The organism is Streptomyces sp. NPDC036984 (assembly GCF_055607665.1).
Map to the genome: position 1 here is coordinate 98322 of NZ_JBVJRL010000024.1, position 25992 is coordinate 124313.

Sequence of the window (25992 nt, forward strand, 5' to 3'; positions counted from 1 at the left end):
GCGCCTGGAGGAGATGGCTTCCGGCCACGCTCCGCGCTCGCCCGGGCACAGGCGGGCTTCACAGCAGTCACCCATGTCACTCTCAGCACTGTCCGGCCACACGGTTCCCACCCGGCGCTCACTCGTTCGGCCCACACCGGTTGCCCGGAGCGGCACGCACATCATCTACGTGCGTCGTATCCTGCTCGGACACTCGCTGCCGAGCCCGGCCGGAACGACGGCACACCCCCGCTGCATCACCCGGAACAACGAGAGCGCGGCAGTTCGTTGAGCAAGGACTGTCGTGTTGCCTCAGGGCTCGGCGGGCTGCTTTGCTTCACCGCTCAACGACGCACAACAACGATCCCTTGACCGCACTAGCGACAGCCCCCTGCGCGGGGGTGTGACGTGGCCGTTCGACTGGAGTTGCACGTGGCCGGGCGCATCGAAGACTACGCACTCATCGGAGACATGCAGACAGCGGCGCTGGTCTGCCGTGACGGCACGGTGGACTGGCTCTGCCTGCCGCGCTTCGACTCGCATGCCATCTTCGCCGGCCTGCTGGGCACCGAGGAACACGGGTTCTGGCGGCTCGGCCCGGCGCACGCCGCCGACGCCAAGCCGCCCGTGGCCGCCCGGCGCAGCTACCGCGGCGACTCTCTGATCCTGGAATCGGAGTGGGACACCCCGCGCGGCACCGTGCGCGTGACCGATTTCATGCCCCCGCGTGACGGCGCCCCGCAGCTGATCCGGATCGTGGAGGGCGTCACCGGCCGGGTGCCGATGCGCTCCGCCCTCCGGATGCGGTTCTCCTACGGCCGGGTCGTGCCCTGGGTGCACAAGCACGAGGGCCGCACGGTGGCCGTGGCCGGGCCGGACTCGGTGTGGTTCGACACGGAGGCCGAGACCTACGGCAAGGCGCTCACGACGTACGCCGACTTCACGGTCGCCCCGGGTGACCGGATCGCGTTCACGATCTCGTGGCAGCCCTCGCACAAGGAGCCGCCGCCGCTGCCGGAGCCGGAGGCCTCGCTGGAGGCCACGGAGGATTTCTGGCGCGAGTGGGTCGAGCACTGCACGTACCACGGGCCGTACCGCGAGGCGGTGGTCCGCTCCCTGATCACCCTGAAGGCGCTGACGTACGCCCCTACGGGTGGCATCGTCGCGGCGCCCACCACCTCCCTGCCGGAGGACATCGGGGGTGTGCGCAACTGGGACTACCGCTACACCTGGCTGCGGGACGCGGCGATCACCCTGTCCTCGCTGCTGCGCACGGGCTACCGCGAGGAGGCCCGCGCCTGGCGCGAGTGGCTGCTGCGCGCGGTCGCCGGCGACCCGGAGAACCTCCAGATCATGTACGGCATCGCCGGCGAGCGCGAGCTGGGCGAGGCCGAGCTGGACTGGCTGCCCGGCTACGAGAACTCCGCCCCGGTCCGGGTCGGCAACGGCGCCGCGCACCAGCTCCAGCTGGACGTCTACGGCGAGGTCACCGAGGCCCTGCACCTGGGCCACATGACCGGCCTGGCCCGCAACGACTACGCCTCGCTGCTCCAGCTGAAGCTGATCCGCTACCTGGAGGACCACTGGCAGGAGCCGGACGAGGGAATCTGGGAGGTGCGCGGCCCGCGCCGGCACTTCGTGCACTCCAAGGTCATGGCCTGGGTCGCCGTGGACCGCACGATCAAGCTGATCGAGTCCGGTGACGCCGACGGCCCGCTGGAGCGCTGGCGCGAGCTGCGCGACGACATCCACCGGGACGTGTGCGAGAAGGGCTACGACAAGGAGCGCAACACCTTCACCCAGTCCTACGGCTCGCGGGAGCTGGACGCCTCCCTGCTGCTCATCCCCCAGATGGGCTTCCTGCCGCCGGACGACAAGCGGGTGATCGGCACGATCGAGGCGATCCAGCGCGAGCTGTCCACCTCGGACGGGTTCATCCTGCGCTACCCGACGGAGGGCGAGAACGCGGGCGTCGACGGCCTGCCGGGTGACGAGGGCGCCTTCCTGGCCTGCTCGTTCTGGATGGCGGACGACCTGGCGATGATCGGCCGGGTGGACGAGGCCCGCAAGCTGTTCGAGAAGCTCCTCGCGCTGCGCAACGACCTCGGTCTGCTCGCCGAGGAATGGGACCCGCGGCTGAAGCGCCAGGTGGGCAACTTCCCCCAGGCGTTCAGCCACGTTCCGCTGATCGACACAGCCCTGCGGCTGACCGCTTCGGGGGCGTACGGCGGCTGAGCGGCTGCGGGGGCGGCCTGCTCCTCGGCGGTTCTCAGGCGCCGTGGTACGCGAAGGCGGCCCACAGAGCCGGGTCGGCGTGCGTGCGGGCGCCGGGGTCGTTGAGGATCAGGTGTTCCCAGCAGCGCTCGGCGACCGGACGCGGGAGCCAGGAGGCGGGGTCATCCATGAGAGCGGCGAAGTACTGCGTCTTCTCACCGTCCGTCGTGGTGCGCAGCCACGTCCGGGCGGCGGTGAGGGCGTCGGCGGGATCCAGGTTCCGCCGGCGCCAGGCGTCGTAGAACACGACGGTGAAGAGCAGGGCGTCGGCGTCGGGGACGCGCCACATGGCGGCCAGGACCGCTGACGCACCGGCGTGGAGCAGTCCGGTGGGCAGACCGATGACCTCGTCGGGGAGGTCGGCTCCCGCGACGCCGCTCTCGCACGCCGAGAGGACCACCAGGCGGGCACGGAGCCCGCCCTCGGCCAGGTCACGGGCGGTCAGCATCTCCCCGTCGGCCATGACCAGGCCGCTGTCGAGCGGACTCTGCCGCGAAGCGTGACCGTGGCCTGCGATGTGCAGGACGCCGGCGGCCGGCGCCTGGGCTCTTACGGCCGTGCGCGTGGCGGCGTCTCCGATCAGCGGGGGCCTGTGGTCCGCGAAGACGGCTGCCACCACCTCGGCTTCGAGCCGTGCTGCGGGCAGCGGTGCGAGAGAGGTGCCGGACGGGTCGGCGACGGCCAGCACGTCATGGAACTCCGTGCGGGCGGCGTCGGCTCGGGCGAGGGCGAGCATGCGCGCGCTGGGGGCGTAGGCCACCGTCAGGTCCGGGACGGCGGCGTGCAGCGGGAGCTGCCCCAGCAGACCGACGGGCACGAGCGTGCAGCGCTCGCCGAGCACCTCGGCGAGGGGGGTGAACACGGCGTCCGACAGCCAGGTGAGCAGGGCGTCGAAGGACTGTTCCCGCTCGAACCGGGTCAGCTCGTCCGTCAGGCGGTCGTCGGTGAGGCCGGGCAGCCACACGGCGGTGACGTCGTCGGGGCCTCGCACGATCAGCGCGAAACCGGTCTGGTACGCGGATGCGAGGTAGACGAGCGGTCGCCCTCGGTCGGCCGCGGCGGCCGGGAGGGCGGTGTCCACGCGCAGGAACCCGGTGTGGCCGGACAGGGCGCGGATGGTGGCCAGGAGTCCGGACTGGGCTGCCAGGGCCTCGGTCATGCGGGTCGACAGGCCGGCCCAGGCATGGATGGCCTCCTCCGCGTGCTGCTCGGCGGCCTCCAGCGCGGCCATCGTGCGGTCGAGGGCTTCCCACTGGTCGGCCAAGTCGTCGTGGCCGTCGGCGCGGAGGCGGGCGAGGTCGGCCGTGGCGCGTTCGAGGGCCCGGTCGAGCAGGATGACCCGCCCGCGTTCCAGTGTCTCGGCGGCTTCCCCGTGCCGTCCGAGGTGGGTCAGCGCGAGGGCGGCGCTCACGGGCAGCCCGTGTCCGGAGCGGAGCCAGCCCTGGCGGTGACCGCGCAGGGGCTCGACGCGTACGGCGACGGCCAGCTTCTCCAGGCCGCACCGGTAGGCGGCGGCTGCTGCTTCCCACTGGCCGAGTTCCGCGTGAGCGTTGCCGAGCACGTGCGCGGCCAGGATGACCTGGCGAGGCGCGTCGGAGGTGTCCAGTACGTCCGTGGCCAGCGTGACGAGTCGGTCCCGGTACACGTCCCGGTGCTGCAGGGCGCCGAGCAGCCCCGCCTTGTAGGTGTCACGGAAGGCGTCATTGCCGACCAGGTCGATCGCCTGTTCGTACACGGAGACGGCCGTGTCCAGGCTTTCCGGATCATGGCTGCGCAGAGCCAGCTCCCGCAGGGCGCCGGCGTAGTTGAACAGACGCCGGGCGCGCCTCGGCGCCGCGGGGTCGGTCAGCTCGCAGGCTTCGCCGGAGATCCGCACGCTCTCCACCAGATCGTCGGTGTCGCCGGACAGCTCGTAACGGATGTACAGCGCGCTGCCGAGATTGGTGAGCGCCTTCGCATGGATCTCCGCGGTGCGCGCGTCCGGTCGGCTCGCGACGACCCGGCGAAGGATGTCGACAGCCAAGTCGGCGTCTGCGCGGTTCCACAGCATCGTGGCCCGCGTCATGAGCCGGTTGCCCAGGCTCATCGCCCCGCTCCGCCAGTCCCAGCTGCCCGGTTTCAGCAGGTCCAGTGCGCGCTGGGCGGCGTCGACGGCCCGGTCGATGTCGGCGGCGCTGCCGGTGATGTGGACGCGCTCGGCGTACAGCAGGGCCAGCTCGTTGAACTCGATCGGTTCGCTCGGCGACAGCCGGGACTCGGCCAGCTCGATGGCCTGGTCCAGCGCATCACGATCACCGGTCAGCTCGAACGTGAGCCGCAGCACCTGGACCGATTCCTGCACATGCCGACGCGCGACCTCCGTCGACGGGTTCGACTCCGCGAGCGCGTCCAGTTGGTCCCGTGCGCGTCGTAGATCGGCAGGATCGCCGCTCACGCGTGCCCGCAGCAGGAACGCCCGGGCCAGCAGGAGGAGCGCATCCGGCAGCCACGCAGACTCGGCGTGGCGGGCCAGCCTCAGCATCGCCTGCGCCGACCCCAGCATGGTCGCGGGTGCGACACCCCTGCTCACGACAAGCCGTTCCCGGAGCTCGGTGAGGCGGAGTCCGGCCCTCAGGGTCTCGTCCTCGGTCGAGGCGAGACCGACGGCGGCGCGCAGCTCCACCAGCGCTTCATCGAACGGGTGGACATCAGTGCCAGTGGCGAAGATCGAGTGGAACCTGCCGGCATGGAGGAGTGCCGCACCCAGCCGGTAACGGACGTCGAAGTCGTCGGGCGCCTTCTGCGCCTCGGCCCTGAGGAGGGCCAGCAGGCGGCTGTAGTCGCCGGTCACGTCTCCGCGGGCTTCCAGCACCTCACGCCGTAGCCACCGTCGCCGAGCGGACGGCGCCTGCTCGATGAAATGCAGCGCATGATCGAGATCTCCGACGGAACGCAGGGCCTCGCCGCGCTCCTTGAGGGCCGCCACCATCAGCAGCGCCGCCTGCTCCCGTCCTCCCGGCCCGGTGCGCTCCTCGGCGAGCGCCTGGTCCAGCAGATCGACGGCCCGGTCGAGGTCTTCGACGGTCCCGTGACGAGCGGCGCGGGTGCGGAGCGCGGAGGCGGCGTTGATCCGGTCCTGGAAGCGGCGCCCTGTCCCTGGGGCGTATTCCAGGGCCGCGGTGAGGTGTCCGACCGCCTTGTCCAGCTCGTAGGGCACGCCTGTGACGAAGGCGGCCAGCAGCCGGATCTCGCCGGCGTATCCGAAGGCGGTTGCCCGTTCCTCGCTTCCGTCCGGAAGGAGCAGGGCGGCCGCTTCGGCCAGGACGGCCGCCGTGACCCGGTCGGCGGGGCGCCGGGTCCGCTGGTAGGTGTCGAAGGATTCGGTGGCGAGCCGGTGGAGGGTGTCCACCGAACGTGATCCGTCGGCATCCGCCCCGACGTCCGCGAACGTCTCGGCGACACCGTCCCGCAGGCAGCCCTCCACGATCCCGGCGCGGCTCAGATCCGGCACCAGGCCGGTGACCGTGAGGATGTCCGCCGCGAGCGCGCTGACCAGCACGGTGGGGTACGCGTCGACCAAACCGCGGAGGGCCCCCGCCTCGTCGACGTTCAGAAAGGCCGTCAGGGCCTCGGTGAGTTGCTGCTCACCGCCGGCCGGCACTTCCGGCGCGTCGGTTCCGCCCCGCGCACGGGAGGCGACGACCATCCGGAAGGCGCACCGGACCGCGCCGGGCTGGTCGTCCTCCGCCATGGCCCGGCGTATGCGCTCCAGGAAGGCGAACGTCGTGCTGCCGCCTTCGCCCAGTTCCGGATGTGCGCGCAGGATCCCGCTCAGGTCGGACGGCGAGGCCGCCAGGTACCGGGCGACCAGGGCGATGCGGCTGTCGTCGGTCAGCGCCTCCCACGTCCGCAGGTCCAGGACCCGGCCCTCGTCGTACGTCGCGGTGAACTCACGCCACACCGCCGACCTGGTCTCGATGTTCTTCCGTTCACGGCGTCGCGCCCGTCGTGCCTTCTCGGCCAGGATCTGCCCCGCGACGGGGTCGCGCAGTTCGGGCCACGAGGCGATCAGTTCTCGCAGGCGGTTCTCGTCGCAGGCGAGGTAATCCGTCACGGACACTTCCGCGAGCGCCCGCAGACCGCCGGCCTCGCGGGCCCGGTCGAGCAGTCGCCCGACACGTCGCAGACCCTCGGCGAACGGGTCTCCGTCCGCGTCCGCCGCTTCGGTGAGCCGGCGGATGATGTCGGGGACGGCCGGATGCAGCAGCAGCGGGTACTTCTCCAGCAGGCGCAGGCTCTGTGAGCGGGGGGCGTCGGTGAACGCGATCACCTGCGCGGTCACGTGGTCGAAGTCCTCCTCGCCGCCCGCCTCGGTCTTGGCGAGGGAGAACCGCAGCAGAGTCCGGTCCGTGCCGGCTTCCCGGACACCGTGCAGCAGCTCCCTGTGGTCGGTGAGCATGCGACGGCGCCCCTCGTCGGGTTCCGCGTCGGTCAGCGCGGCGAGGAGCGCGTCGGTCCGGTCGGTGAGCAGGACCGGATAGCGGTCGATCAGGCGCGCCGTCTCCCGCCAGCTCGGCGCCAGACAGAGATCGCCGATCAGGGCCTCCAGCCCGCCGAGTGGTTCGTCCATCATGCGTCTCCCGGAGCCAGGCCCTGCCACAACCAGCGGGTCAGTTCCTCGCCCTTCGCCGGGTCCGGCCGGGACGGCGGTGTCCAACCGAGGGCGGTGTAGAGGCGGGCCGAGTGCAGGTCGAAGGCGGCCTCGGTCAGGTCGCCGTGATCGCCGGCGGCGCCGAGCAGCCATCCGTGGTAGATCAGGACGGCCAGCAGCAGCGCCAGCGGCAGCTCCCACCAGGCCAGCGGGGTCCACAGGATCAGTGCGAGGCTCCACCAGTACGCTCGCACGGCCGAGTCGAGCTCGGTCCGGCACTGGACCAGTTCGGCGCGTGTCGAGTCGTCCAGCACCAGCCAGAGGTGCGGCCAGCACGCCACGACGTCCAGGCCGTGCTTGGCTTTGGGCCGGAGTTCGGCGGCGCGCAGCCGGTTGCCGAGTCGCGTGGGCATGGTCTGATCGAGGAGGCCGGGCGCGTTGCGCAGCCGGGCCTGGAGTCGGGCCAGGTCGCGGGCCTCACAGGCGGACAGGCCGCCCCGGCGCCTGGCCCGGTCGAGGGTTGCAGCCTCGCGCTGGTCTCGCTCCCGGCGGGCGTGCAGCCGTCGCGCCGCGCGTTCGCCGGTCCGTCCGGGCCAGTATCCCTCCAGGAGCCGCAGCAGCGGGAGCGAGAGCTTCTCCGCGACGACCGCCGAGACGAGGACCGCGAGGACCGCGGCGAGGACCGCGGTGATCTGCAGGACGGCGGCCAGCTCCGCGAACCACCGTCCGGCCCGGCGGACCCCGTCGGAGCCGAGCCGGCTCGCCCAGGCCGCCAGTCCGCCCGCCCAGAAGATGCCCGCCGGGGTGAGCAGCCGGAGCACCATCTGCGCGGCGAGACCCTCGCCGGTCTTCTCCCCGAACTTGGCGAGCATCAGGACGCACGCTCGTAGCGGATCTCGTCCGTATCGCACACCGGGACCGGATCCAGCACGCTGAACCGGTACCACTCGAGCCCGCACCTGGGGCACACGTACCGCAGCCCAGGCACGTCCGCGGTCCCGGCCAGCGGCTGGAACGCCCGGTACTCGCGGGGAACCGTCAGTGCCCGGCGTAGCCAGTCCCGCGTCGCGGGATTCCGCGACAGCAGTGTCAGCAGCGGCACCTTGACCGGCTCGCCCGCAGCCGCGCGCACCAGTAGCTCCGCCAGCTCCCGCTCGATCTGTTCGGCTTCGTCGCCTGCGAGTTCGCCGAGATACGGCTGTACGGCGACGGCAGCCGCCAGCACGTCATCTTCGTCCATGTCTCTCCCCCGCCCCCCCCGACGAGCATGACAGGCATGAGTCTTCCTGCCCGAGAGCCGCGGAAACCTCCGCACGACCCGGTGACCGTGCCCCGCCTATTCTGGAAGCGAACGACAGCCCCTGTTCCGGAAGGGGGCGGCCATGGCTTCTCTCTCGAAGGCGGGCACGGCTCTCGCCGCGCTGCGCGAGGATCTGGTCGGTGCGGTGCTCGCCCCCGGGGACACGGGTTACGACGAGGCCCGTACGGTCTTCAACGCGATGATCGACCGGCGGCCGGCGGTGATCGCCCAGTGCGCGGACGCCACCGACGTGGTGCGGGCCGTGCGCTTCGGCAGGGAGTTGGACCTACACATCGCGGTGCGCGGCGGCGGCCACAGCGTGGCCGGTACGGCGCTGGGCGACGGCGCGATCGTGGTGGATCTGCGCCGGATGCACGAGGTGACGGTCGATCCGCTGGCGGAGGCCGTACGGGTCGAGGGCGGAGCCATGATGAGCCATCTGGACCGGGCGACCCAGCCGTTCGGGCTCGCGACGACCGGCGGGCGGGCCTCCACCACCGGCGTCGGCGGCTGCGTCCTCGGCGGCGGCACCGGCTGGCTGGACCGGGCCTTCGGCCTCGCCGTCGACAACCTCCTCGGCGTCGAACTGGTGACAGCGGACGCCGAGCGGGTGCACGCGAGCGCGGACGAGAACCCGGAGCTGTTCTGGGCGCTGCACGGCGGGGGCGGCAACTTCGGCATCGCCACCGCGCTCACCCTGCAGCTGCACGAACTGCCGGAGTTCTCCGTCGTCCTGCTGCTTTTCCTGCCGGAGGCCGGCCCCGGCGCGGTGCGTGTCTTCCGCGATGTCATCGACGGCGGGCCCGACGAGCTGGGCGGTGCGGTGCTGTACCTGACCGGCCCGCCCGAGGAGTTCATGCCGGAGCATTTGGTGGGCACGCTGATGTGCGCGGTGCTGCTGACGTACGCGGGTGGCGAGGACGAGCTGCGCAAGCTCGCGGAGCCGCTGCTCGCGCTGCCGCACGAGGTGGAGCTGGCCGGTGACATCCCGTACGCCGATGTGCAGTGCATGCTCGACGCCCCGCCCGGACTGCGGAACCACTGGTCGGCGGAGTGTCTGACCGGGCTGCCGGACGAGTCGGTGGACGTCTTCTGCGCCCGCGCGGACAGCATGCCGGTGCCGACCCGCACCCGGCACATCCTGTTCCCGCAGGGCGGGGCGATCGCCGCCGGCCCGCACGCCTACCCGGTGCCGTACCGGGACGCCCCCTGGGCCGCGCACCCGTTCGGGATCTGGGCGGACCCGGCCGACGACGAGCGGGCGATCGCCTGGGTGCAAGACGTGCGCGCCGCGCTGCGGCCGTGGAGCTCGGGCGCCGTCTGCCTCAACTTCATCGGCGACGAGGGCCCCGAGCGGGTGCGGGCGGGCCTGGGCGCCGGGAACACCCTGCGCCTGGAGAAGGTGAAGCGGCGCTACGACCCCGACAACGTGTTCCGCTTCAACCACAACATCAGGCCCGTCTGAGCCGCCGGCGGTCAGCTCAGGGCGGCGACGAGGACGACGGCGATGACGGACTGCACGAAGGACACGAGGTACGGCGAGCCGTGCCGCGGGTGGGTGCGGTCCAGGGCGGGGTACAGGAAGCCCTCGCGGCCGATGGCGTACAGACAGCGGGCCGCGCACCGGTGGAAGGCCATTCCGCAGGCGAACGAGCCGGTGATGAGCAGCCACTGGAAGGCGTCGACGGCCCAGGCGCCGATGAAGGTGTGCGCGGGGTCGAAGAACAGGTCGAGCGGGCTCGCGCCGGCGGAGACCTTCACCGAGCCCTTCAGGCCGTTGCCGGCGATGGTCATCCAGGAGACGTAGATGTAGAACAGGCCGACGCCGACGACGGAGACGAGGGTCGCGCGCGGGATGACCCGCTTGGGGTCGCGGGACTCCTCGCCGTACATGGCGGTCGACTCGAAGCCGACCCAGGGCCCGGTGATCACCGCCGTGACCCCGCGGAGATGTCGCCGGAACGTGCGCGCAGGTAGCGTCCGCAGCATGGACAGCCGTACGGACCACCGATTCGACACCCAGGGCGCCGGCATCACCGTGCAGCGGGCGCTGGAGCTGCCCGGGCTGCGCAGCGGGCTGCCGGAGGTCCTCGCGGGCGCGGACCGGCTCGGCCGCACCGTGCGCTGGGTGCACGCGGGCGAGGTGCCGAACATCGCCTCGCTGCTCAAGGGCGGGGAGCTGCTGCTCACCACCGGCTACGGCCTGGGCACCCGCCCGGCCGAGCAGCGGGCGTTCGTGCGGACCCTGGCCGAGCGGGGGATCGCCGCCCTGGTGGTGGAGCTGGGCCCGCGGTTCAGCCGGCTGCCCGCCGCCCTGGTGGACACGGCCCGGGCGGCCGGTCTGCCGCTGGTGCAGCTGCACCGCGAGGTGCCGTTCGTGACGGTGACCGAGGAGATCCACACCGAGATCGTCAACGGCCACTACGCACTGCTCCAGCGCGCGGAGGAGGTGCACCGGCGCTGCACCGAGGCCCTGCTGGGCGGCGGCGGGGTACCGCAGGTGCTGGGCATCCTGGCCGACTTCAGCGGCAACCCGGTGTTCCTGGAGACGGCCGACGGCCGGCTGCTGTACGCGGCGGGGGCCGGGCCCGAGGGCGCGGACCCGCTGCAGGTGTGGGAGGGGTTGCGCGGCCCGCACAAGGAGGCACCGCCGCCCGCCGGTTCGGTGCTGGTGGACGTGCCCGGCGGCGGCCCCGGTACGGCGGGCTCGGTGCGCGCCCGCCTTGTGCTGCTGCCGGTCCGCTCCGCACTGGCGCCGGTGCACCGGATCGCCGCCGAACGGGCCGCCGGCATCCTGGCCGTGGTGCTGATGCAGGCCCGGCAGGAGGAGGAGCTGGCGGCACGCGGGCGCGGCGACTTTCTCACCGATCTCGCCGAGGGCCGGATCGCGGCGGAGGACGCCCCGGCGCAGGCCCGGGTCCTAGGCTTCAAGCCCGGCGACAGCCCGCTGCTGCCCGTGGTGATGCGGATCGGGGACACCCTCTCCCCCGGCGGGGGCTGGGCGGTGCTGGCGCGGGCGGTCTCCGAGGAACTGGCCGCGGTCGGAGTGCCGGTGCTGCTGGGCGTCCGGCCGGTGGAGGGCCGGGTGCTGGTGTTGCTGGGGCTGCGCTCGGAGTCGGAGCGGGCGGCGGTCGCGGACCGGGTGGCGGCGGCGCTGCGGGCGGGCGTGGAGCGCGCCGGGATGCAGCGGCCGGGCTCCCCGCTTCCGGTCGTGGTCGTCGGGGTGGCCGGCGGCTGGGCGGCCGCGTCGGCCGGGCTGCGGCACGCGGCGGAGACGGCGACGGCGGCCCAGGGCCTGACCGACCGGCCCTGGTACGACGCCCGGCGCCTCGACATCGACCTGCTGTTGTGGCGGCTGCGTGACCATCCGGACCTGGCGGCCTTCGTGGACCGTGCGATCGGCCCGCTGCGCGACCACGACAACCGCTCAAGACCGCCGCTGCTGCCGACCCTGGAGACTTATCTGGCACACGCCGGCCGCAAGGCGGAGACAGCCCGTGAGCTGCACCTCAACCGGCAGACGCTGTACAACCGGCTCGCCCGCATCGGGGAGTTGCTGGGCACCGACCTCGACGACCCGCAGACGGTCCTGGCATTGAGCCTGGCCCTGCGCGCCCGCCGCCACGTGCCCTAGGGCAAGGGCCGGGGCTGGGTCAACTCGTCGTACACGCTGAGTACTTGGGCGACGGTCTCGTCCTCCGTCGGCCAGGTCGCGGCCTGCCGCACCCCGCGTTCCCGCAGCAGCGCGCACCGCTCGGGGTCCGCGAGCAGCCGTACGACGGTGTCGGCCAGGGCTTCCGGGTCGCCGTACGGGACGAGTTCCGCCGCGTCGCCGACGAGGTCCGGGATGCCGCCGACCCGGGTGGCGACGAGCGGCACGCGCGCGTGCAGTGCCTCCTGGGCGAGGACGGACCGCGACTCCCAACTGCTCGTCAGGAGGGCGACATCGGCGGCGGCGAGCAGCTCGGGCACGTCCTCGCGGCGCCCGATGAGCCGTACCGGCAGCTCCTCGTCCTCGATCCGCCGCTGGAGCACCGGCCGCAGTGGTCCCTCCCCCGCGACGACCACCTGCGGCACGGGGTCCAGGTCCCGCCAGGCGCGGGCCGCGTCGAGCAGCAGCTCGTAGCCTCGCTGCCGGTCCAGGTAGCCGACCGCGAGGAGCAGCGGGCGGCCGGTGGCGCCTAGTTCGGCGCGGATCTTGGGTCGTAGCCGGTCGAGGTCGTCCGGGTCCGCGAGATCGCCGGTCCGGCGCCGGGCCGGCAGGGCCACGGCGGCGAGCCGGGCGTCCCGGGCACCGGTGTGCCGGGCCCGGTCGACCAGGTCGGAGCTGGTGCCGAGGACCACGGCCGCGGTCTTCGCCACCCGCCGCTCCAGCAGCCGCAGCAGCTGCGCCCGCGGCCCCTCCCCGTGGGTGCGGTTGTGCCAGGTGACCACCAGCGGAGTGCTGCGCCCACTCAGGGCGAGCACGGCCCGGAAGGAGGCGTGCAGTCCGTGGGCGTGCACCAGATCGGCGTTGGCACAGGCCGTCCGGAGCGCGGCGACGGAGACGGGGTCGCTGCTGCGCGGCACGTGCACGTGCTCGGCGCCGGCGCCCGTGAAGCCGTAGGCGCGGTCGGCCTCGACGGGGGCGCACACCGTGACCCGCACGCCCCTTGCCACGAGCCCCTCGGCCAGGGAGCGCACATGCGCGCTGCTGCCGGCGTTGCCTCCGCCGAGCACCTGCACGGTGCGCAGCGGCGACTGGCCGTGCGGTGCGTTGCTGCTCACGGGGCTCACGGGGCCGGGGCTCCTGGTTCACGTGGGGCGGTCACGAGGAAACGTACAGAAGGTAGCGGGCCCAGGGGGGCGGAAGGACGCACCCCGCGTGCCTCCCGCGCGGACTGTCCGGACCCGCTGCCCGCCCCGCGTTCCCTGCAAGCATGCCAGGGCGTACGGCCGTTCAGGGACATCCGGGACGGCGCACCGGGCGGCGGGCCGGGGCAATGCGCCGGAGCACATCACCCACACGGGTGAGGGAAACGCCGTCGGGGCCGAACGGTGTGCCCGGGCATACGACGAGGTCAGCCGCTCACAGCGCCCGCGCCCACGCGCTCACCCGGTCCCCGTACCGGGCCGCGGCCACGCATGCGACGGCGTGCGCGAGCAGCCCCGCGCGCCGGTTCCCCGCCACGGCGGCCGCCCCGAGCGCGGCACCGAGGGCGTGCGCCCCCGTGTCCCCGAGCATCGCGCGCTCACCCAGGTCCTCGGGCAGTACGGCCGCGGCCGCCCCCATCGCCGCGGCGGCCAGCCGCGCCCCAGGCCCCTTCCGCACCAGCCCCGGCGCCCCGAGCGCGAGCACCGCGCCGGCGGCCCGCCCGGGCCGTACGTCGACGAGGTTGACGAAGTGAGCGGTCCCGGCGATCACGACCCCGGCGAGCAGCCGGTCGAGCGGCCGTTCCTTCATCAGCGCCCCGGCCGCCAGCCCCGCGGCCGATATCCCGAACAACTTCACGGCACCGCTGGTGACTTCGCCCTTCCGCAACGCCCCCAGGTGCGCCCGGAACCCCCGCCGGTGATCCCCGGCGACATCGTCGTACGCCCCACAGCCCCCTGCGGCCAGCACCGCGAACCCGGCCCCGGGATGCACCCGCCCGGCGGCGACCGCCGCCCCCAGCACCGCGGCCGGCCCGGCGTACAGCCCGACGGTCCGCCCGGCGTGGTTCACCCGCTCCCAGCGCCCCCGGCCACCGGGCGCGGCCTTCCGCAGCACGGCGTGCACCGAGCACGTCACCACAGCGGCCGAGACGAAGGCACTCTTCCTGTCCGCACATACGATCATCAGGCCACCCTAAAGAGGCACCACGTCCCCGGGCGTCCCGCGAGGGGCATGTGCGCGTGCGGGCAGGCAGCCCGGTGGGCGTGGCACATGGCCCGGCACCGTATGAAGCGACAGGAGTGACGCCGTAGGCCGGGCGGGCGCTGGGCTCGCCCGGCCGGGGGCCTAGAGGTCCGCCCTGGCCGTCGCCAGGAGTTCCTCCGCGTGGGCGCGGGCCGTTTCGGAGTCCTCCTGCCCCGCCAGCATGCGGGAGAGTTCGCGGACGCGTTCCTCGCCCTCCAGGACCTTCACCCCGGAGCGGGTGACCGAGCCGTCGTTGGTCTTCTCCACCAGCAGCTGCCGGTCGGCGAACGCGGCGACCTGGGGCAGGTGGGTGACCACGACGACCTGCGCGGTCCTGGCGAGCTTCGCCAGGCGCCGGCCGATCTCGACCGCCGCCTTGCCGCCGACCCCCGCGTCGACCTCGTCGAAGAGGTACGTCGGCACGGGGTCGGTGCCCGCGAACACGACCTCCACGGCCAGCATCACCCGGGACAGCTCACCGCCGGAGGCGCCCTTGGCGATCGGCCGCGCCGGGGCGCCCGGGTGCGGGGCGAGCAGCAGTTCGACCTCGTCCACGCCCGCCGGGCCGTAGGCCACCGTCCGCCCGCCGACCTCGACACCCTCGGGGTCCTCGGTCTGCCGGATGTCGAAGGACACGCGCGCGTGAGGCATCGCCAGCGAGGCCAGCTCGGCGGTCACGGCGGCGGCGAACCGCTCGGCCGCCTCGGCCCGCGCGTCCGTCAACGCCTGTGCGAGGCCGCCCAGTTCGGTGCGCAGCGCATCCCGCTCGGCGGTCAGCTCCGCGATCCGCTCGTCGTCGCCGTCCAGTTCGGTCAGGCGCGCGGCGCTCTGCTCGGCCCAGGACAGGACCGCGTTCACGTCCTCGCCGTACTTGCGCGTCAGCGCGGTCAGCGCGGCCCGGCGCTCCTCCACGGCGGCCAGCCGCAGCGGGTCGGCGTCGAGATCGTCGGCGTACCCCGCCAGCTCGCCCGCCACATCGCCCAGCAGGATGCCGATCTCCGCGATCCGGTCGGCGAGCGCGGCCAGCGCCGGATCGTGCGACCGCACGGCCTCCAGGGCCCGGTGGGCGCCCGCGACGAGCGTGGCGGCGTCGATCCCCTCGGGGTCCTCGGGATTGCCCGCGAGAGCGGCGTGCGCGGCCGTCGCGGCGGCCGACAGTGCCTCGGCGTGCCCCAGCCGCTCGGCCTCCTCGGCCAGCTCCACGTCCTCACCGGCCCGCGGCTCCACCGCGGCGACCTCGTCGAGGCCGTACCGCAGCATGTCGGCTTCCTGCGCCCGCTCACGCGCGCGCGTGGTGATCTCCTCCAGCTCGGCGGAGACGGCCCGCAGCCGCTTGTACGCCTCGCTGTACTTGGCGAGCGGCACGGCGACGGCGTCACCCGCGTACCGGTCCAGTGCCTGCCGCTGCCGGGACAGCTTCAGCAGCCCCTGCTGGTCGGTCTGCCCGTGCACGGCCACCAGGTCGTCGGCCAGCTCGGCGAGCAGCCCGACGGGGACGCTGCGCCCGCCCAGATGCGCCCGGGAGCGGCCCTCGGCGGAAACGGTACGGCTGATCAGCAGGGCCCCGTCGTCCAGCTCGGCCCCGGCCTCCTCGGCGCGTACGGCGACGGCGGCGTCCGCGGGAACGGTGACCCGTCCCTCCACGACCGCCTTCTCGGCCCCGATCCGCACGAGCGCCGGGTCCGCCCGGCCGCCGAGCAGCAACCCCAGGCTGGTCACCACCATGGTCTTGCCCGCACCCGTCTCACCGGTGACCGCGGTGAACCCCGGCGACAGCTCGACGACGGCATCGTCGATGACCCCGAGCGACCGTATCCGCATCTCCTCCAACACGGAACAGACCATACGAGGTCCGGGGTGGGGAGCGCACATGGGCCGCCTGTGTCACTCCGAGGAGTGGTGCGGCGCCCCCCGCCATCCCGTGGTGGGCAGCGCGAACTTCGCCACCAACCGGTCCGTGAACGACGAATGGTGCAACCGGGCCAGCCGCACCGGCACCGCTCCGCGCCGCACCTCGACCCGCGCCCCGGGCGGCAGCTCCACGGTCCGCCGCCCGTCGCACCACAGCACACCGGGCGGAATGTGCGGCAGCACCTCCACCGCGAGCACCGAGTCCGGAGACGTCACCAGCGGCTTGGCGAACAGCGCGTGCGCGCTGATCGGCACCATCAGCAGCGCCTCCACCTCCGGCCACACCACCGGCCCGCCGGCGGAGAACGCGTACGCCGTGGACCCGGTCGGCGTGGACAGCACCACGCCGTCACACCCGAACCCCGTCACCGGCCGCCCGTCGATCTCCAGCACGACTTCCAGCAGCTTCTCGGCGCCGGCCTTCTGCACGGCCGCCTCGTTCAGCGCCCAGTCGGTGTGCACGATGTCCCCGTTGCGGTGCACGACGACGTCGACGGTCATCCGCTCCTCGACCTCGTACGAGCGCGCGACCACCCGGTCGACCACCCGATCGAGGTCGTCCCGCTCGGCCTCCGCGAGGAACCCGACGCGCCCCAGGTTGACGCCGAGCATCGGCACCCCGGAGGCCCGCGCGAACTCGGCCCCGCGCAGCAGCGTGCCGTCGCCGCCCAGCACGATCAGCAGCTCGCACCCGTCCAGGCACTGCGGAGTCGCCTCCTTGACGAGGGCCACCTCGTCCGGGAGCGGCAGGTCGCGCGCCTCCTCCTCCAGCACCCGCACCCCGATGCCATGCCGCAGCAGGCCCTTGACGACGAGTTCCGCGCTGCGGATCGCCGCGGGCCGCCCGGTGTGGGCGAGCAGGAAAACAGTACGCGCCATGTTCTGTGTCAACGCGGCCCCTCCGCCACTGCACGGTCGACGTCGGCCGGGTCCACCTGGGGTGCCCCCGCCCGCAGCCAGAGAAAGTACTCGACGTTCCCCGAGGGCCCGGGCAGCGGACTCGCGGTGACGCCCCGCACCCCGAGCCCCAGCTCCCACGCCTTCTCGGCCACTCCCCGCACGGCCTCCGCCCGCAGCTGCGGACTCCGTACGACACCCCCGCTGCCGAGCCGCTCCTTCCCCACCTCGAACTGCGGCTTGACCATCATCACCAGGTCGGCGTCCGGCGTCACGCACCGCTTCAGGGCGGGCAGCACCAGCCCGAGCGGGATGAAGGACAGATCGCCCACGACAAGATCCACAGGTTCCCCATCGATTGCCTCAAGCGTCAACTCGCGTACGTTCGTACGGTCCTTGACGGTGACGCGTTCATCGTTCCGGAGAGACCAGGCGAGCTGCCCGTAGCCGACGTCCACGGCGACGACATGGGCGGCGCCCGCGCGCAGCAGGACGTCGGTGAAGCCGCCCGTGGACGCCCCGGCGTCCAGTGCGCGCCGGCCCTCGACGACCAGCCCCTGCGGCACGAAGGCCTCCAGCGCGCCGGCGAGCTTGTGCCCGCCGCGGGAGACGTAGTCCGGGTCGCTGTCGTCGGCCTGGACGACGATCGCCACCGCGGTCTCCACCTGCGTGGCCGGCTTGGTCGCCACGGTCTTGCCGACGGTGACCCGCCCCGCGGCGATCAGCTGGCTGGCGTGCTCACGCGAGCGGGCGAGCTTCCGGCGGACCAGCTCCGCGTCGAGACGGCGGCGTGCGACTCCTGCCACGTTCGGTTCAGCTCCTGCTTTCGAATTGCCATCAAAAGGTGTGACCCGAAGGGTCTCATTGAGGGGCGGCGGTCGGGTGACGGGTGGGAGCCGGAGGTCCCGGGCGGGCGTCGAGCGCGGTGAGCGCGTCGCGCAGCCCCCGGTGTACATCCTCGTACACCTCGACATGGCCGTCGGTGGTGAGGTGGTCGGCATCGCCCAGCCGGGCGAGCTGGGCGTCGACCTCGGCGTTGCCGGTGGGGGTGCGCGGGACGTTCAGGGGGGCGGGGGCCGCGGGGTCGTACGCGGGCGCCGCCTCGGTGCCGGTCTCGGGCTCGGGCACGGACTCGCTCATGCCCAGACGCTACCCCGAACCGCTGGGGTACCGTCGTGGCGATGGCCACGATCGAGGAGTGCCGCGCCGCACTGGGGAAGCTTTCGGACAACATGCAGGGTGCCGAGGGGGAGGTCCGCGCGGCCGCCGTCCTGGACCGCTCGGTGAGCTGCCACATCACCGACCTGGACGTCACCTTCGCCGGCCGGATGACCGGCGGCCGGATCGAGGTGGACGAGACCCTTCCCGGGCCGCCTCGCGAGAAGGCACAGATCCGGCTCGCCTTGGCCGGGGACGACCTGGTGGCCCTGGTGGGCGGCGAGCTGAACTTCGCCACCGCCTGGGGCAGGGGACGCGTCCGGCTGGAGGCGAGCCTGCTGGACCTGTTCCGGCTCAGGAAGCTGCTGTAACCCTCTCGGCGCGCGCCTTGCGGGCCGCCGGCACCACGAGCGGAGTCCCCGTCTCCGGGTCCTCGATGACCTGGCAGCGCAGCCCGAACACCGCCTCGACCAGCTCGGCCGTGACGATGTCGTTCGGCGCGCCCTCGGCGATCACCCTGCCGCCGCGCAGCGCGATGAGGTGCGTGGCGTAGCGGGCCGCGTGGTTGAGGTCGTGCAGGACGGCGACGAGGGTGCGGCCCTGCGTCTCGTGCAGCTCGGCGCACAGGTCGAGAACGTCGATCTGGTGCTGGATGTCCAGGTAGGTGGTCGGCTCGTCCAGGAGGAGCAGCGGGGTCTGCTGGGCGAGCGCCATGGCGATCCACACGCGCTGCCGCTGTCCGCCGGACAGCTCGTCCACGTACCGCTCCGCCAGCTCGGCGACCCCGGTCTGCCGCATCGACTGCTGGACGACCCGCTCGTCCTCCGCGGACCACTGCCGCAGCAGGCCCTGGTGCGGATAGCGGCCGCGCCCGACGAGGTCGGCGACCGTGATGCCGTCGGGCGCGACGGACGACTGGGGCAGCAGGCCGAGGGTCCGCGCGACCTTCTTCGCGGGCATCGACTGGATGGCCTGCCCGTCCAGCAGGACCCGGCCCCGGCTGGGCTTGAGCATCCGCGACAGCGCCCGCAGCAGCGTCGACTTGCCGCACGCGTTCGGGCCGACGATCACCGTGAAGGAGTTGTCGGGGATCTCCACCGACAGCTGCTCGGCGATGACGCGCTGGTCGTAGGCGAGGGTGACGTTCTCGGCGGACAGGCGGTTCACTGTGCTCCTAGGGGTGTTCGTGTTCGTGCCGTCCGTGTCCGGGCCCTGCGTGCGTTTCATATCCGGCCCGCCCGGCGCTCGGTGACCAGCAGCCACAGCAGATACGCGCCGCCGAGGACGCCGGTGACCACGCCGACGGGCAGCTGGTCGGCGCCGAAGACGCGCTGGGAGACCCAGTCCGCGGCGACCAGCAGGGCGGCGCCCATGCAGAGGGACGGCACCAGGTTCGGCCCCGGCGAGCGGGTCAGGCGACGGGCGAGCTGCGGCGCGGTCAGCGCGACGAAGCTGACGGGGCCCGCGGCGGCCGTGGCGGCGGCGGTGAGCAGGACGGAGGAGACCACCAGCACGAGCCGGACCCGCTGGACGCGGACGCCGAGCGCGTTCGAGATGTCGTCGCCCATCTCCATCATCCGCAGGCCGCGCGCATTGGCGAGGACCAGCGGGACGAGCACGGCGCACAGCGCGAGCAGCGGCCGGACCTGCTCCCAGTCGCGGCCGCCCAGCGACCCGGTCATCCACACCACCGCACGGGCCGCGTCGACCAGGTCGGCCTTGGTGAGCAGATAGCCGTTGACCGCCGTGGCGACGGCGTTGACGCCGATGCCGACCAGCACCAGCCGGTACCCGTGCACGCCCCGCTTCCAGGCCAGCACGTAGATGGCGACACCGGTCACCAGGCCGCCGGCGAGCGCGCCCATGGTGACCTGGAAGGCGCTGCCCGACATCAGCACGATCACGGTCAGCGCGCCGGCCGTCGAGCCCTGCGAGAGGCCGAGCATGTCCGGGCTGCCGAGCGGGTTGCGGGCGACGGACTGGAAGAGCGCGCCGCCCAGGCCGAGCGAGGCACCGACCAGCAGGCCGACCAGGACGCGCGGCAGCCGTAGCTCGTTGACGATGAAGTCCTGGTAGGCGGTGCCGTTCCCGGCCAGCGTCCGCAACACGTCGGCCGCCGGTATCTTCGCGTCCCCGGTGCCGATCAGCGCGACACCGGCGGCACCGGCGGCGGCCAGCAGCAGGACGACCACGACGAGGGCACGCGGGTCCAGGCGCAGGGAGAACCCGCCGGGAATGCGTACGGCACGGCTCCTGGAGTGGGTCTTCACAGCTGGGCCGTCCTCCGCCGTCGTACGAGAAAGATGAAGACCGGGCCGCCGATGACCGCGGTGACGATGCCGACCTGAAGCTCCGAAGGGCGGGTCACGACCCGGCCGATGACATCGGCGCCGAGCAGCAGCACGGGCGCCAGGACCGTCGCGTACGGCAGGATCCAGCGCAGGTCGGGGCCGGTGAACGAGCGCACGACGTGCGGGACCATCAGGCCGACGAAGACGATCGGGCCGCAGGCGGCGGTCGCGGCACCGCTCAGCATGACGGCGGACAGCATGGCCAGCGCCCGGGTGCGGTCCAGGTTCGCGCCGAGGGCGCGGGCGGTGTCGTCGCCCATCTCCACGGCGTTCAGCGGCCGGGCCAGTACGAGTGCGAGGACCGTGCCGACCGCGAGGAACGGCAGCACCTGCACGATGGTCGAGTCGGTGGCCGAGGCCAGCGAACCCACCGTCCAGAAGCGCATCTTGCCCAGCGCCGCACCGTCCGTGATCATCACGGCCTGGAGGTAGCCGTACAGGGCCGCGCTGATCGCCGTGCCGGCGAGGGCGAGCCGTACCGGGGTGGCGCCCCGGCTGCCGCCCAGGAACCACACCAGCGCGCCGACCGCCGCCGCGCCGAGGAACGCGAACCACACATAGCCGGTGAGGCTGGTGACGCCGAAGTAGGTGATGGCCGTGACGACGGCGGCGGAGGCGCCCGCGTTGATGCCGAGCAGCCCGGGGTCGGCCAGCGGGTTGCGGGTCAGCGCCTGGAGCACCGCGCCCGAGAGACCGAGCGCGGCACCGGTCAGCAGGCCGAGGACCGTGCGCGAGAACCGCGCGTCGACGACCACGTCACCGTAGGTCCCCGAGTCGTGGAACAGGCCGTGCCAGACCTGGTCCAGGGACAGTGCCTTCGCCCCGATCGCGATGCTCGCCAGCGCGACGAGCGCCAGGAGCACGGCCGAGAGCAGGAGCCCAAAGGCCCGCACCGCCCGGCGGGTTGGGGGCGCGGGGGCGGTCTCCGCGCGCTGTTCCGGAGGACTGTCGACCAACACGAGGTTAGGTTAGCCTACCCTCGCATACGATCTCGATCCCCGGTGCCTGTGAGCCCCGCCCCCGTCCTGCCGAGGGACCGTCAGAGCCCGAGCCTGGCCAGTGCCTTCCCCCCGTCCAGCGCGCACGAACCCTTCCCGGCCGCCGTCCAGGCCGCCGCGCACAGCGCCCGCAGCCCGTCCAGCGCCTCGCCGTCGCCCGTCAGCTCCAGCCGGTCGGTCCCGGCCGACGCCGTCCACCCACCGCAGCGGAAACCCTCACCCTCACGGGCGATCTCCGGCTGCCCGCCGAGCATCCCGCGCAGATCGGCGTCCACATACGTCGGTCGGTGCTGCGGCGGCGCGGCCAGCAGCTGCGTCCCGTCGGTGACACCGGTCAGCACCAGCAGCGAGTCCACCCCGCCGTTGAACGCGCCCTCGATGTCCGTGTCCAGCCGGTCCCCGACCACCAGCGGGCGCTCGGCACCGGTCCGGATGATCGTCTCCCGGTGCATCGGGGGCAGCGGCTTGCCCGCGACCTGCGGCTCGGCGCCGGTCGCGATCCGGACGACCTCCACGGCCGCCCCGTTGCCCGGTGCGATGCCCCGCCCGCTCGGAATCGTCAGATCGGTGTTGGACGCGAACCACGGCACCCCACGCCGGATGGCGTACGACGCCTCCGCGAACCGGCCCCAGGGCAGCTCGGGACCGCCGTACCCCTGCACGACCGCCGCCGGGTCGTCGTCCGCCGACTCCACCGGCGTCAGACCGCGCTCGCGCAGCGCCACCCGCAGCCCCTCACCGCCGATCACCAGCACCCGTGCCCCGGCCGGCACCTGCTCGCTGATCAGCCGCGCGACCGCCTGCGCCGAGGTGATGACCTCCTCCGCCCCCGTCGGTATGCCCAGCTCCGTCAGGTGCTCGGCCACAGTGTCCGGGGTGCGCAGCGCGTTGTTGGTGACGTACGCCAGACGCATCCCGCCCGCCCGGGCCACCGCCAGCGAGTCGACCGCGTGCGCGATCGCGTTCCCGCCCGCGTAGACCACCCCGTCCAGGTCGAGCAGCGCCGTGTCGTACGCCTCGCTCAGGGGCCGCCCACTGCTCTCGGGCCTCGTCCTGACGCCCTGGCTCATGTCCACATCGCTCCTCGTTCACTCGCTTTCCCCCGATCATCCCGCATGCCGCTGACACACGTACGATGCCGGGATGAACACAGCAGGTCACCTGGAGGCAACGCAGCGCCGCGGTCTGGAACTCATCCCGTTCCGAGGCCTCCGTTACGACCCCGACCGGGTCGGCAGCCTCGCCTCTGTCACGTCCCCTCCCTACGACGTCGTCGTACGGCCCGACGGCCTGCACCACCTCCAGTCGGCCGACCCGTACAACATCGTCCGGCTGATCCTGCCCCAGGCCGGCACGCCGAGCGCCGGCACCGAGCAGGCGGCCGACACGCTGCGCCGCTGGCTGGACGAGGGCGTCCTCACCGCCGACCCGGAGCCCGGCCTGTACGTGTACGAGCAGCGGGACGGCGACGGCATGATCCAGCGCGGGGTCATCGGCACCCTGCGGGTCTCGGAGCCGGGGGAGGGCGTGGTGCTGCCGCACGAGGACGTCATGCCGCCCGTGGTGGCCGACCGCGCGGCCCTGATGCGGGCCACACGCGCGAACCTGGAGCCGCTGCTGCTGACATACCGGGGCGACGGCGCGGCGGCCGAGGTGGTCGAGCGCACGGCGGAGCGCCCGCCGCTGCTGGCCACGACGACCGAGGACGGCTTCCGGCACCGCCTGTGGTCCGTCACCGCCCCCGACGACCTCGCCCTCATCCAGAGCGACCTCGCCGGCCGCCAGGCTTTGATCGCCGACGGCCACCATCGCTGGGCCACCTACCGGCGGCTGCGCGCGGAACACCCCTCTCCCAGCCCCTGGGACTACGGCCTGGTCCTGCTGGTCGACACCGTCCGCTATCCGCTGCGCGTCCGCGCCATCCACCGGCTGCTGCACGGCCTGCGGGTCCCCGACGCACTGTCGGCGGTGGACGGCCTGTTCCGGGTACGACGCCTCGACCTGCCGCTGCCCGAGGCCATGGCGGCGCTCGCGGACGCCTGCTGCGGGGGCAACGCCTTCCTGCTGGCCGGCGACGGCGCCTTCCACCTGCTCGACCGCCCGGACCCCGGGCTGCTGGCCCGGACGATCCCGGCGGACCGGCCGGCCGCCTGGCGCTCCCTGGACGCCACGGTGCTGCACGCCACGCTCCTGGACCACGTCTGGCGCATCCCCGAGGACTCCTCGGCCCACATCGCCTACATCCACGACACGGCGGCGACGGTCGAGAAGGCGGAACGCGACGGCAGTACGGCCGTGCTGATGCACCCGGTCCGCGAGGAGGTCGTACGCGACCTGGCCCGGCAGGGCGTGACGATGCCCCGCAAGTCGACGTCGTTCGGCCCGAAACCGGCGTCGGGGCTGGTGCTGCGGGCGCTGGAGATCTGAGGCGGTCGCGAGAAGACCCCCTACGACGAAGAGGGCAGGCTCCCGGCGGAGCCTGCCCTCTTCGTCTGCTGTCACCGACTCACGTCAGTCCTTGTCCCCGTCCTCCGGGGCACCGTTCTCGGACTCGTCGACGGCGTCCTCGGCCAGGGCGTCGACGAACTCGACACCGTCCAGCTCGGCGAGCCGGTCCGAGGCGTCCGTGCTGCCGTCCCGGTCGGCCTCGACGGCCTTCGCGAACCACTCCCGTGCCTCGCGCTCGCGGCCGGCGGCCAGCAGGGCGTCGGCGTACGCGTACCGCAGGCGCGCGGTCCACGGCTGCACCGAGTTGGAGGCCAGCTCGGGGCTCTGGAGGGTCACGATGGCCGCGTCCAGCTGGTCCATGTCCCGCCGGGCACCGGCGGCGACGAGCCGCATCTCGACCTGACCGGCCTTGTCCAGCTTGTGGACCTCCGAGGCGCCGGCCATGTCCAGCGCCTTCTCCGGCCGCCCGAGCCCGCGCTCGCAGTCGGCCATCACCGGCCACAGCTCCACGCTGCCGGTCATCCGCCGGGCGGCCCGGAACTCGGCAAGGGCCTCGCTGTACTTCTGGTTCGCGTACGCGGCGAACCCGGCGGCCTCGCGTACGGCGGCCACACGGGACGCCAGGCGCAGGGCCACCTTGGAGTAGCCGTAGGCGCCCTCGGGGTCCTCGTCGATCAGCCGGGCGACCATGACAAGGTTCTTGGCGACATCCTCGGCGAGCGTCTTGGGCAGGCTCTGGAGCTCCTGCCGGACGTCCTTGTCGATCTCGTCACCGGTGACGTCCTCCGGGATCGGCAGCCGCTTGATCGGCTCCCGGTCCCTGTCACGGTCGCGGTCGCGGTCGCGGTCATCGCGGAACCGGCCACCGCCACGGCGGTCGTCCCGGCCGTCGCGCCCGCGGAAACCACCGGGCCGACCGCCCCGGTCGTCCCGACGGGGCCCACGGCCCCCGCGGTCGTCGCGGCCTCCGCGGTCGTCACGGCCCCGGAAGCCACCGCGCTCCCCCCGGCTGTCGTCACGCCGGAACCCGCCGCGGTCGTCACCCCGACGGTCGTCACGCCGGTCGTCCCGCCGGTCATCGCGGCGGTGGTCGTCACGGCGGTCGTCACGGCGGTGGTCGTCGCGACGGAAGCCACCGCGGTCGTCGCCCCGACGGTCGTCACGGCGGCCGTAGCCGGCGCGGTCGTCATCGCGGCGGAAGGAGGGGCGGTCGCCACGGTCGTCGCGGCGGTCGTCCCGGCGGTCGTCCCGGCGGTCGTCCCGGCGGAAACCACGGTCCCCGCGGTCATCGCGGCGGTCGTCACGACGGAACGCCGGGCGCGCACCCCGCTCACCCTCACGGCGGTAGCCGCCGCCACGGCTGTCGTCCCTGCGCTCGTCACGGCGGAACCCGCCGCGGTCGTCGTCACGCCGGTCGTCACGGCGGTCGTCACGGCGGTCGTCACGGCGGTCGTCACGGCGGTCGTCGCGACGGAATCCGCCACGCTCGCCACGGTCGCGGTCGTCGCGTCGGTCGTCACGCCGGTCGTCACGGCGGAAACCACCGCGGTGGTCGTCACGCCGGCCGTAGCCGGGGCGGTCGTCGCGGCGGAAGGAGGGGCGGTCACCGCGGTCACCGCGGTCGTCACGGCGGAACCCGCCGCGGTCGTCGCCCCGACGGTCATCGCGGCGGTCGTCACGGCGGTCGTCCCGACGGAACCCACCGCGGTCACCACCGCGGTCACCACGGTCGCGGTCGTCCCGCTGGAATCCCGGACGCGAGCCGCGCTCACCCTCGCGGCGGTAGCCGCCACCACGGCGGTCGTCGCCACCACGGCGGTCGTCGCGGCGGCCGTAGCCACCACGGTCGTTGTCGCGCCGGTCGCTGTCGCGCCGGTCGTTGTCACGGCGGAAGCCACCGCGGTCACCGCGATCACCACGGTCACCACTGTCCCGTCGCCGCTGGTCGCGCTCCGGTCGGTCGTCGGGAGAGTTGGTGGACATGGTGACTCCTGTCTTCGGTACCGCAAGCATTGTAAAAACAAAAGGACCCCTGGTCCCAGCTGAACGCTGGTGACCAGGGGTCCTCCAAAGATTGTTCGGCGGCGTCCTACTCTCCCACAGGGTCCCCCCTGCAGTACCATCGGCGCTGTGAGGCTTAGCTTCCGGGTTCGGTATGTAACCGGGCG

20 protein-coding genes, 1 rRNA gene and 1 pseudogene are annotated in these 25992 nt (G+C 73.3%); 6 read left to right on the forward strand and 16 right to left on the reverse strand.

Going from position 1 to position 25992, the window contains the following annotated elements; all coding sequences use genetic code 11:
• Nucleotides 1–411: 411 nt before the first annotated feature.
• Nucleotides 412–2214 carry a glycoside hydrolase family 15 protein gene (locus tag ACZ7DL_RS32235; protein WP_470779644.1) on the forward strand — a complete coding sequence of 601 codons (1803 nt, stop codon included), beginning with the start codon at nucleotides 412–414 and terminating at the stop codon, nucleotides 2212–2214.
• Between the two features lie 34 nt (nucleotides 2215–2248).
• Here the strand turns inward: ACZ7DL_RS32235 and ACZ7DL_RS32240 are convergent, their stop codons facing one another.
• Genes ACZ7DL_RS32240 through ACZ7DL_RS32250 form a run of 3 tightly spaced genes read right to left on the reverse strand, consistent with a single transcriptional unit; the run spans nucleotide 2249 to nucleotide 8123 of the window.
• The gene (locus tag ACZ7DL_RS32240) at nucleotides 2249–6865 is read right to left on the reverse strand and encodes a CHAT domain-containing protein (protein WP_470779608.1); all 4617 of its coding nucleotides are present in this window, start codon (nucleotides 6863–6865) and stop codon (nucleotides 2249–2251) included.
• Nucleotides 6862–7755, reverse strand: a complete 894-nt coding sequence (locus tag ACZ7DL_RS32245) for a hypothetical protein (RefSeq protein ID WP_470779610.1) — start codon at nucleotides 7753–7755, stop codon at nucleotides 6862–6864. Before ACZ7DL_RS32245 ends, ACZ7DL_RS32240 begins: the two co-directional genes overlap by 4 nt.
• Nucleotides 7755–8123: a hypothetical protein gene (locus tag ACZ7DL_RS32250; protein ID WP_470779612.1), complete on the reverse strand. Its 369-nt coding sequence runs from the start codon at nucleotides 8121–8123 to the stop codon at nucleotides 7755–7757. The genes ACZ7DL_RS32245 and ACZ7DL_RS32250 overlap by 1 nt, the downstream gene beginning before the upstream one ends.
• A 142-nt stretch (nucleotides 8124–8265) precedes the next feature.
• Between ACZ7DL_RS32250 and ACZ7DL_RS32255 the strand changes: the two genes are divergently transcribed.
• Nucleotides 8266–9648 (forward strand): FAD-binding protein, encoded by a 1383-nt coding sequence (locus ACZ7DL_RS32255; protein WP_470779613.1) that lies wholly within the window; start codon nucleotides 8266–8268, stop codon nucleotides 9646–9648.
• Between the two features lie 20 nt (nucleotides 9649–9668).
• Here the strand turns inward: ACZ7DL_RS32255 and ACZ7DL_RS32260 are convergent.
• Nucleotides 9669–10100: pseudogene (locus tag ACZ7DL_RS32260) on the reverse strand (APC family permease); the annotation flags it as partial.
• A gap of 70 nt (nucleotides 10101–10170) precedes the next feature.
• Here ACZ7DL_RS32260 and ACZ7DL_RS32265 point away from each other — a divergent pair.
• Nucleotides 10171–11817, forward strand: a complete 1647-nt coding sequence (locus tag ACZ7DL_RS32265) for a PucR family transcriptional regulator (RefSeq protein ID WP_470779615.1) — start codon at nucleotides 10171–10173, stop codon at nucleotides 11815–11817.
• Here ACZ7DL_RS32265 and ACZ7DL_RS32270 read toward each other — a convergent pair.
• The 6 genes from ACZ7DL_RS32270 to ACZ7DL_RS32295 form a co-directional block, all read right to left on the reverse strand.
• Nucleotides 11814–12959 (reverse strand): glycosyltransferase family 4 protein, encoded by a 1146-nt coding sequence (locus tag ACZ7DL_RS32270; protein WP_470779616.1) that lies wholly within the window; start codon nucleotides 12957–12959, stop codon nucleotides 11814–11816. The two genes, ACZ7DL_RS32265 and ACZ7DL_RS32270, sit on opposite strands and share 4 nt — an antisense overlap.
• A gap of 292 nt (nucleotides 12960–13251) precedes the next feature.
• Nucleotides 13252–14001, reverse strand: a complete 750-nt coding sequence (locus ACZ7DL_RS32275) for a hypothetical protein (protein WP_470779617.1) — start codon at nucleotides 13999–14001, stop codon at nucleotides 13252–13254.
• 162 nt (nucleotides 14002–14163) lie between these two features.
• The gene (gene recN, locus ACZ7DL_RS32280; protein ID WP_470779619.1) at nucleotides 14164–15906 is read right to left on the reverse strand and encodes a DNA repair protein RecN; all 1743 of its coding nucleotides are present in this window, start codon (nucleotides 15904–15906) and stop codon (nucleotides 14164–14166) included.
• Nucleotides 15907–15945: 39 nt separating this feature from the next.
• Nucleotides 15946–16863 (reverse strand): NAD kinase, encoded by a 918-nt coding sequence (locus ACZ7DL_RS32285; RefSeq protein ID WP_470779621.1) that lies wholly within the window; start codon nucleotides 16861–16863, stop codon nucleotides 15946–15948.
• Nucleotides 16860–17675, reverse strand: a complete 816-nt coding sequence (locus ACZ7DL_RS32290) for a TlyA family RNA methyltransferase (RefSeq protein WP_470779623.1) — start codon at nucleotides 17673–17675, stop codon at nucleotides 16860–16862. The genes ACZ7DL_RS32285 and ACZ7DL_RS32290 overlap by 4 nt, the downstream gene beginning before the upstream one ends.
• A 55-nt stretch (nucleotides 17676–17730) precedes the next feature.
• Nucleotides 17731–18009, reverse strand: a complete 279-nt coding sequence (locus tag ACZ7DL_RS32295) for a hypothetical protein (protein ID WP_470779625.1) — start codon at nucleotides 18007–18009, stop codon at nucleotides 17731–17733.
• Between the two features lie 41 nt (nucleotides 18010–18050).
• On the opposite strand from ACZ7DL_RS32295, the gene ACZ7DL_RS32300 reads away from it, so the two are divergent.
• Nucleotides 18051–18398: a sterol-binding protein gene (locus ACZ7DL_RS32300; protein WP_470779626.1), complete on the forward strand. Its 348-nt coding sequence runs from the start codon at nucleotides 18051–18053 to the stop codon at nucleotides 18396–18398.
• Here the strand turns inward: ACZ7DL_RS32300 and ACZ7DL_RS32305 are convergent.
• The 4 genes from ACZ7DL_RS32305 to ACZ7DL_RS32320 form a co-directional block, all read right to left on the reverse strand.
• Nucleotides 18382–19254, reverse strand: a complete 873-nt coding sequence (locus tag ACZ7DL_RS32305; protein WP_470779628.1) for an ABC transporter ATP-binding protein — start codon at nucleotides 19252–19254, stop codon at nucleotides 18382–18384. The genes ACZ7DL_RS32300 and ACZ7DL_RS32305 overlap by 17 nt on opposite strands.
• The gene (locus tag ACZ7DL_RS32310) at nucleotides 19251–20297 is read right to left on the reverse strand and encodes a FecCD family ABC transporter permease (RefSeq protein WP_470779629.1); all 1047 of its coding nucleotides are present in this window, start codon (nucleotides 20295–20297) and stop codon (nucleotides 19251–19253) included. The genes ACZ7DL_RS32305 and ACZ7DL_RS32310 overlap by 4 nt, the downstream gene beginning before the upstream one ends.
• Nucleotides 20294–21337, reverse strand: a complete 1044-nt coding sequence (locus ACZ7DL_RS32315; RefSeq protein ID WP_470779631.1) for a FecCD family ABC transporter permease — start codon at nucleotides 21335–21337, stop codon at nucleotides 20294–20296. The genes ACZ7DL_RS32310 and ACZ7DL_RS32315 overlap by 4 nt, the downstream gene beginning before the upstream one ends.
• A gap of 80 nt (nucleotides 21338–21417) precedes the next feature.
• Entirely contained in the window at nucleotides 21418–22446 is a 1029-nt protein-coding gene (locus ACZ7DL_RS32320) for an HAD-IIA family hydrolase (RefSeq protein ID WP_470779632.1), read from the reverse strand.
• A 73-nt stretch (nucleotides 22447–22519) separates the two neighbouring features.
• On the opposite strand from ACZ7DL_RS32320, the gene ACZ7DL_RS32325 reads away from it, so the two are divergent.
• Nucleotides 22520–23803 carry a DUF1015 domain-containing protein gene (locus ACZ7DL_RS32325; RefSeq protein ID WP_470779634.1) on the forward strand — a complete coding sequence of 428 codons (1284 nt, stop codon included), beginning with the start codon at nucleotides 22520–22522 and terminating at the stop codon, nucleotides 23801–23803.
• Between the two features lie 84 nt (nucleotides 23804–23887).
• Here ACZ7DL_RS32325 and ACZ7DL_RS32330 read toward each other — a convergent pair whose 3' ends face one another.
• Nucleotides 23888–24622 carry a tetratricopeptide repeat protein gene (locus ACZ7DL_RS32330; RefSeq protein ID WP_470779646.1) on the reverse strand — a complete coding sequence of 245 codons (735 nt, stop codon included), beginning with the start codon at nucleotides 24620–24622 and terminating at the stop codon, nucleotides 23888–23890.
• 288 nt (nucleotides 24623–24910) lie between these two features.
• Between ACZ7DL_RS32330 and ACZ7DL_RS32335 the strand changes: the two genes are divergently transcribed.
• Nucleotides 24911–25870, forward strand: coding sequence for a hypothetical protein (locus ACZ7DL_RS32335; protein ID WP_470779649.1), 960 nt, complete (start codon nucleotides 24911–24913; stop codon nucleotides 25868–25870).
• Between the two features lie 30 nt (nucleotides 25871–25900).
• Here ACZ7DL_RS32335 and rrf read toward each other — a convergent pair.
• Nucleotides 25901–25992: ribosomal RNA gene (gene rrf, locus ACZ7DL_RS32340) — 5S ribosomal RNA — on the reverse strand; the annotation flags it as partial.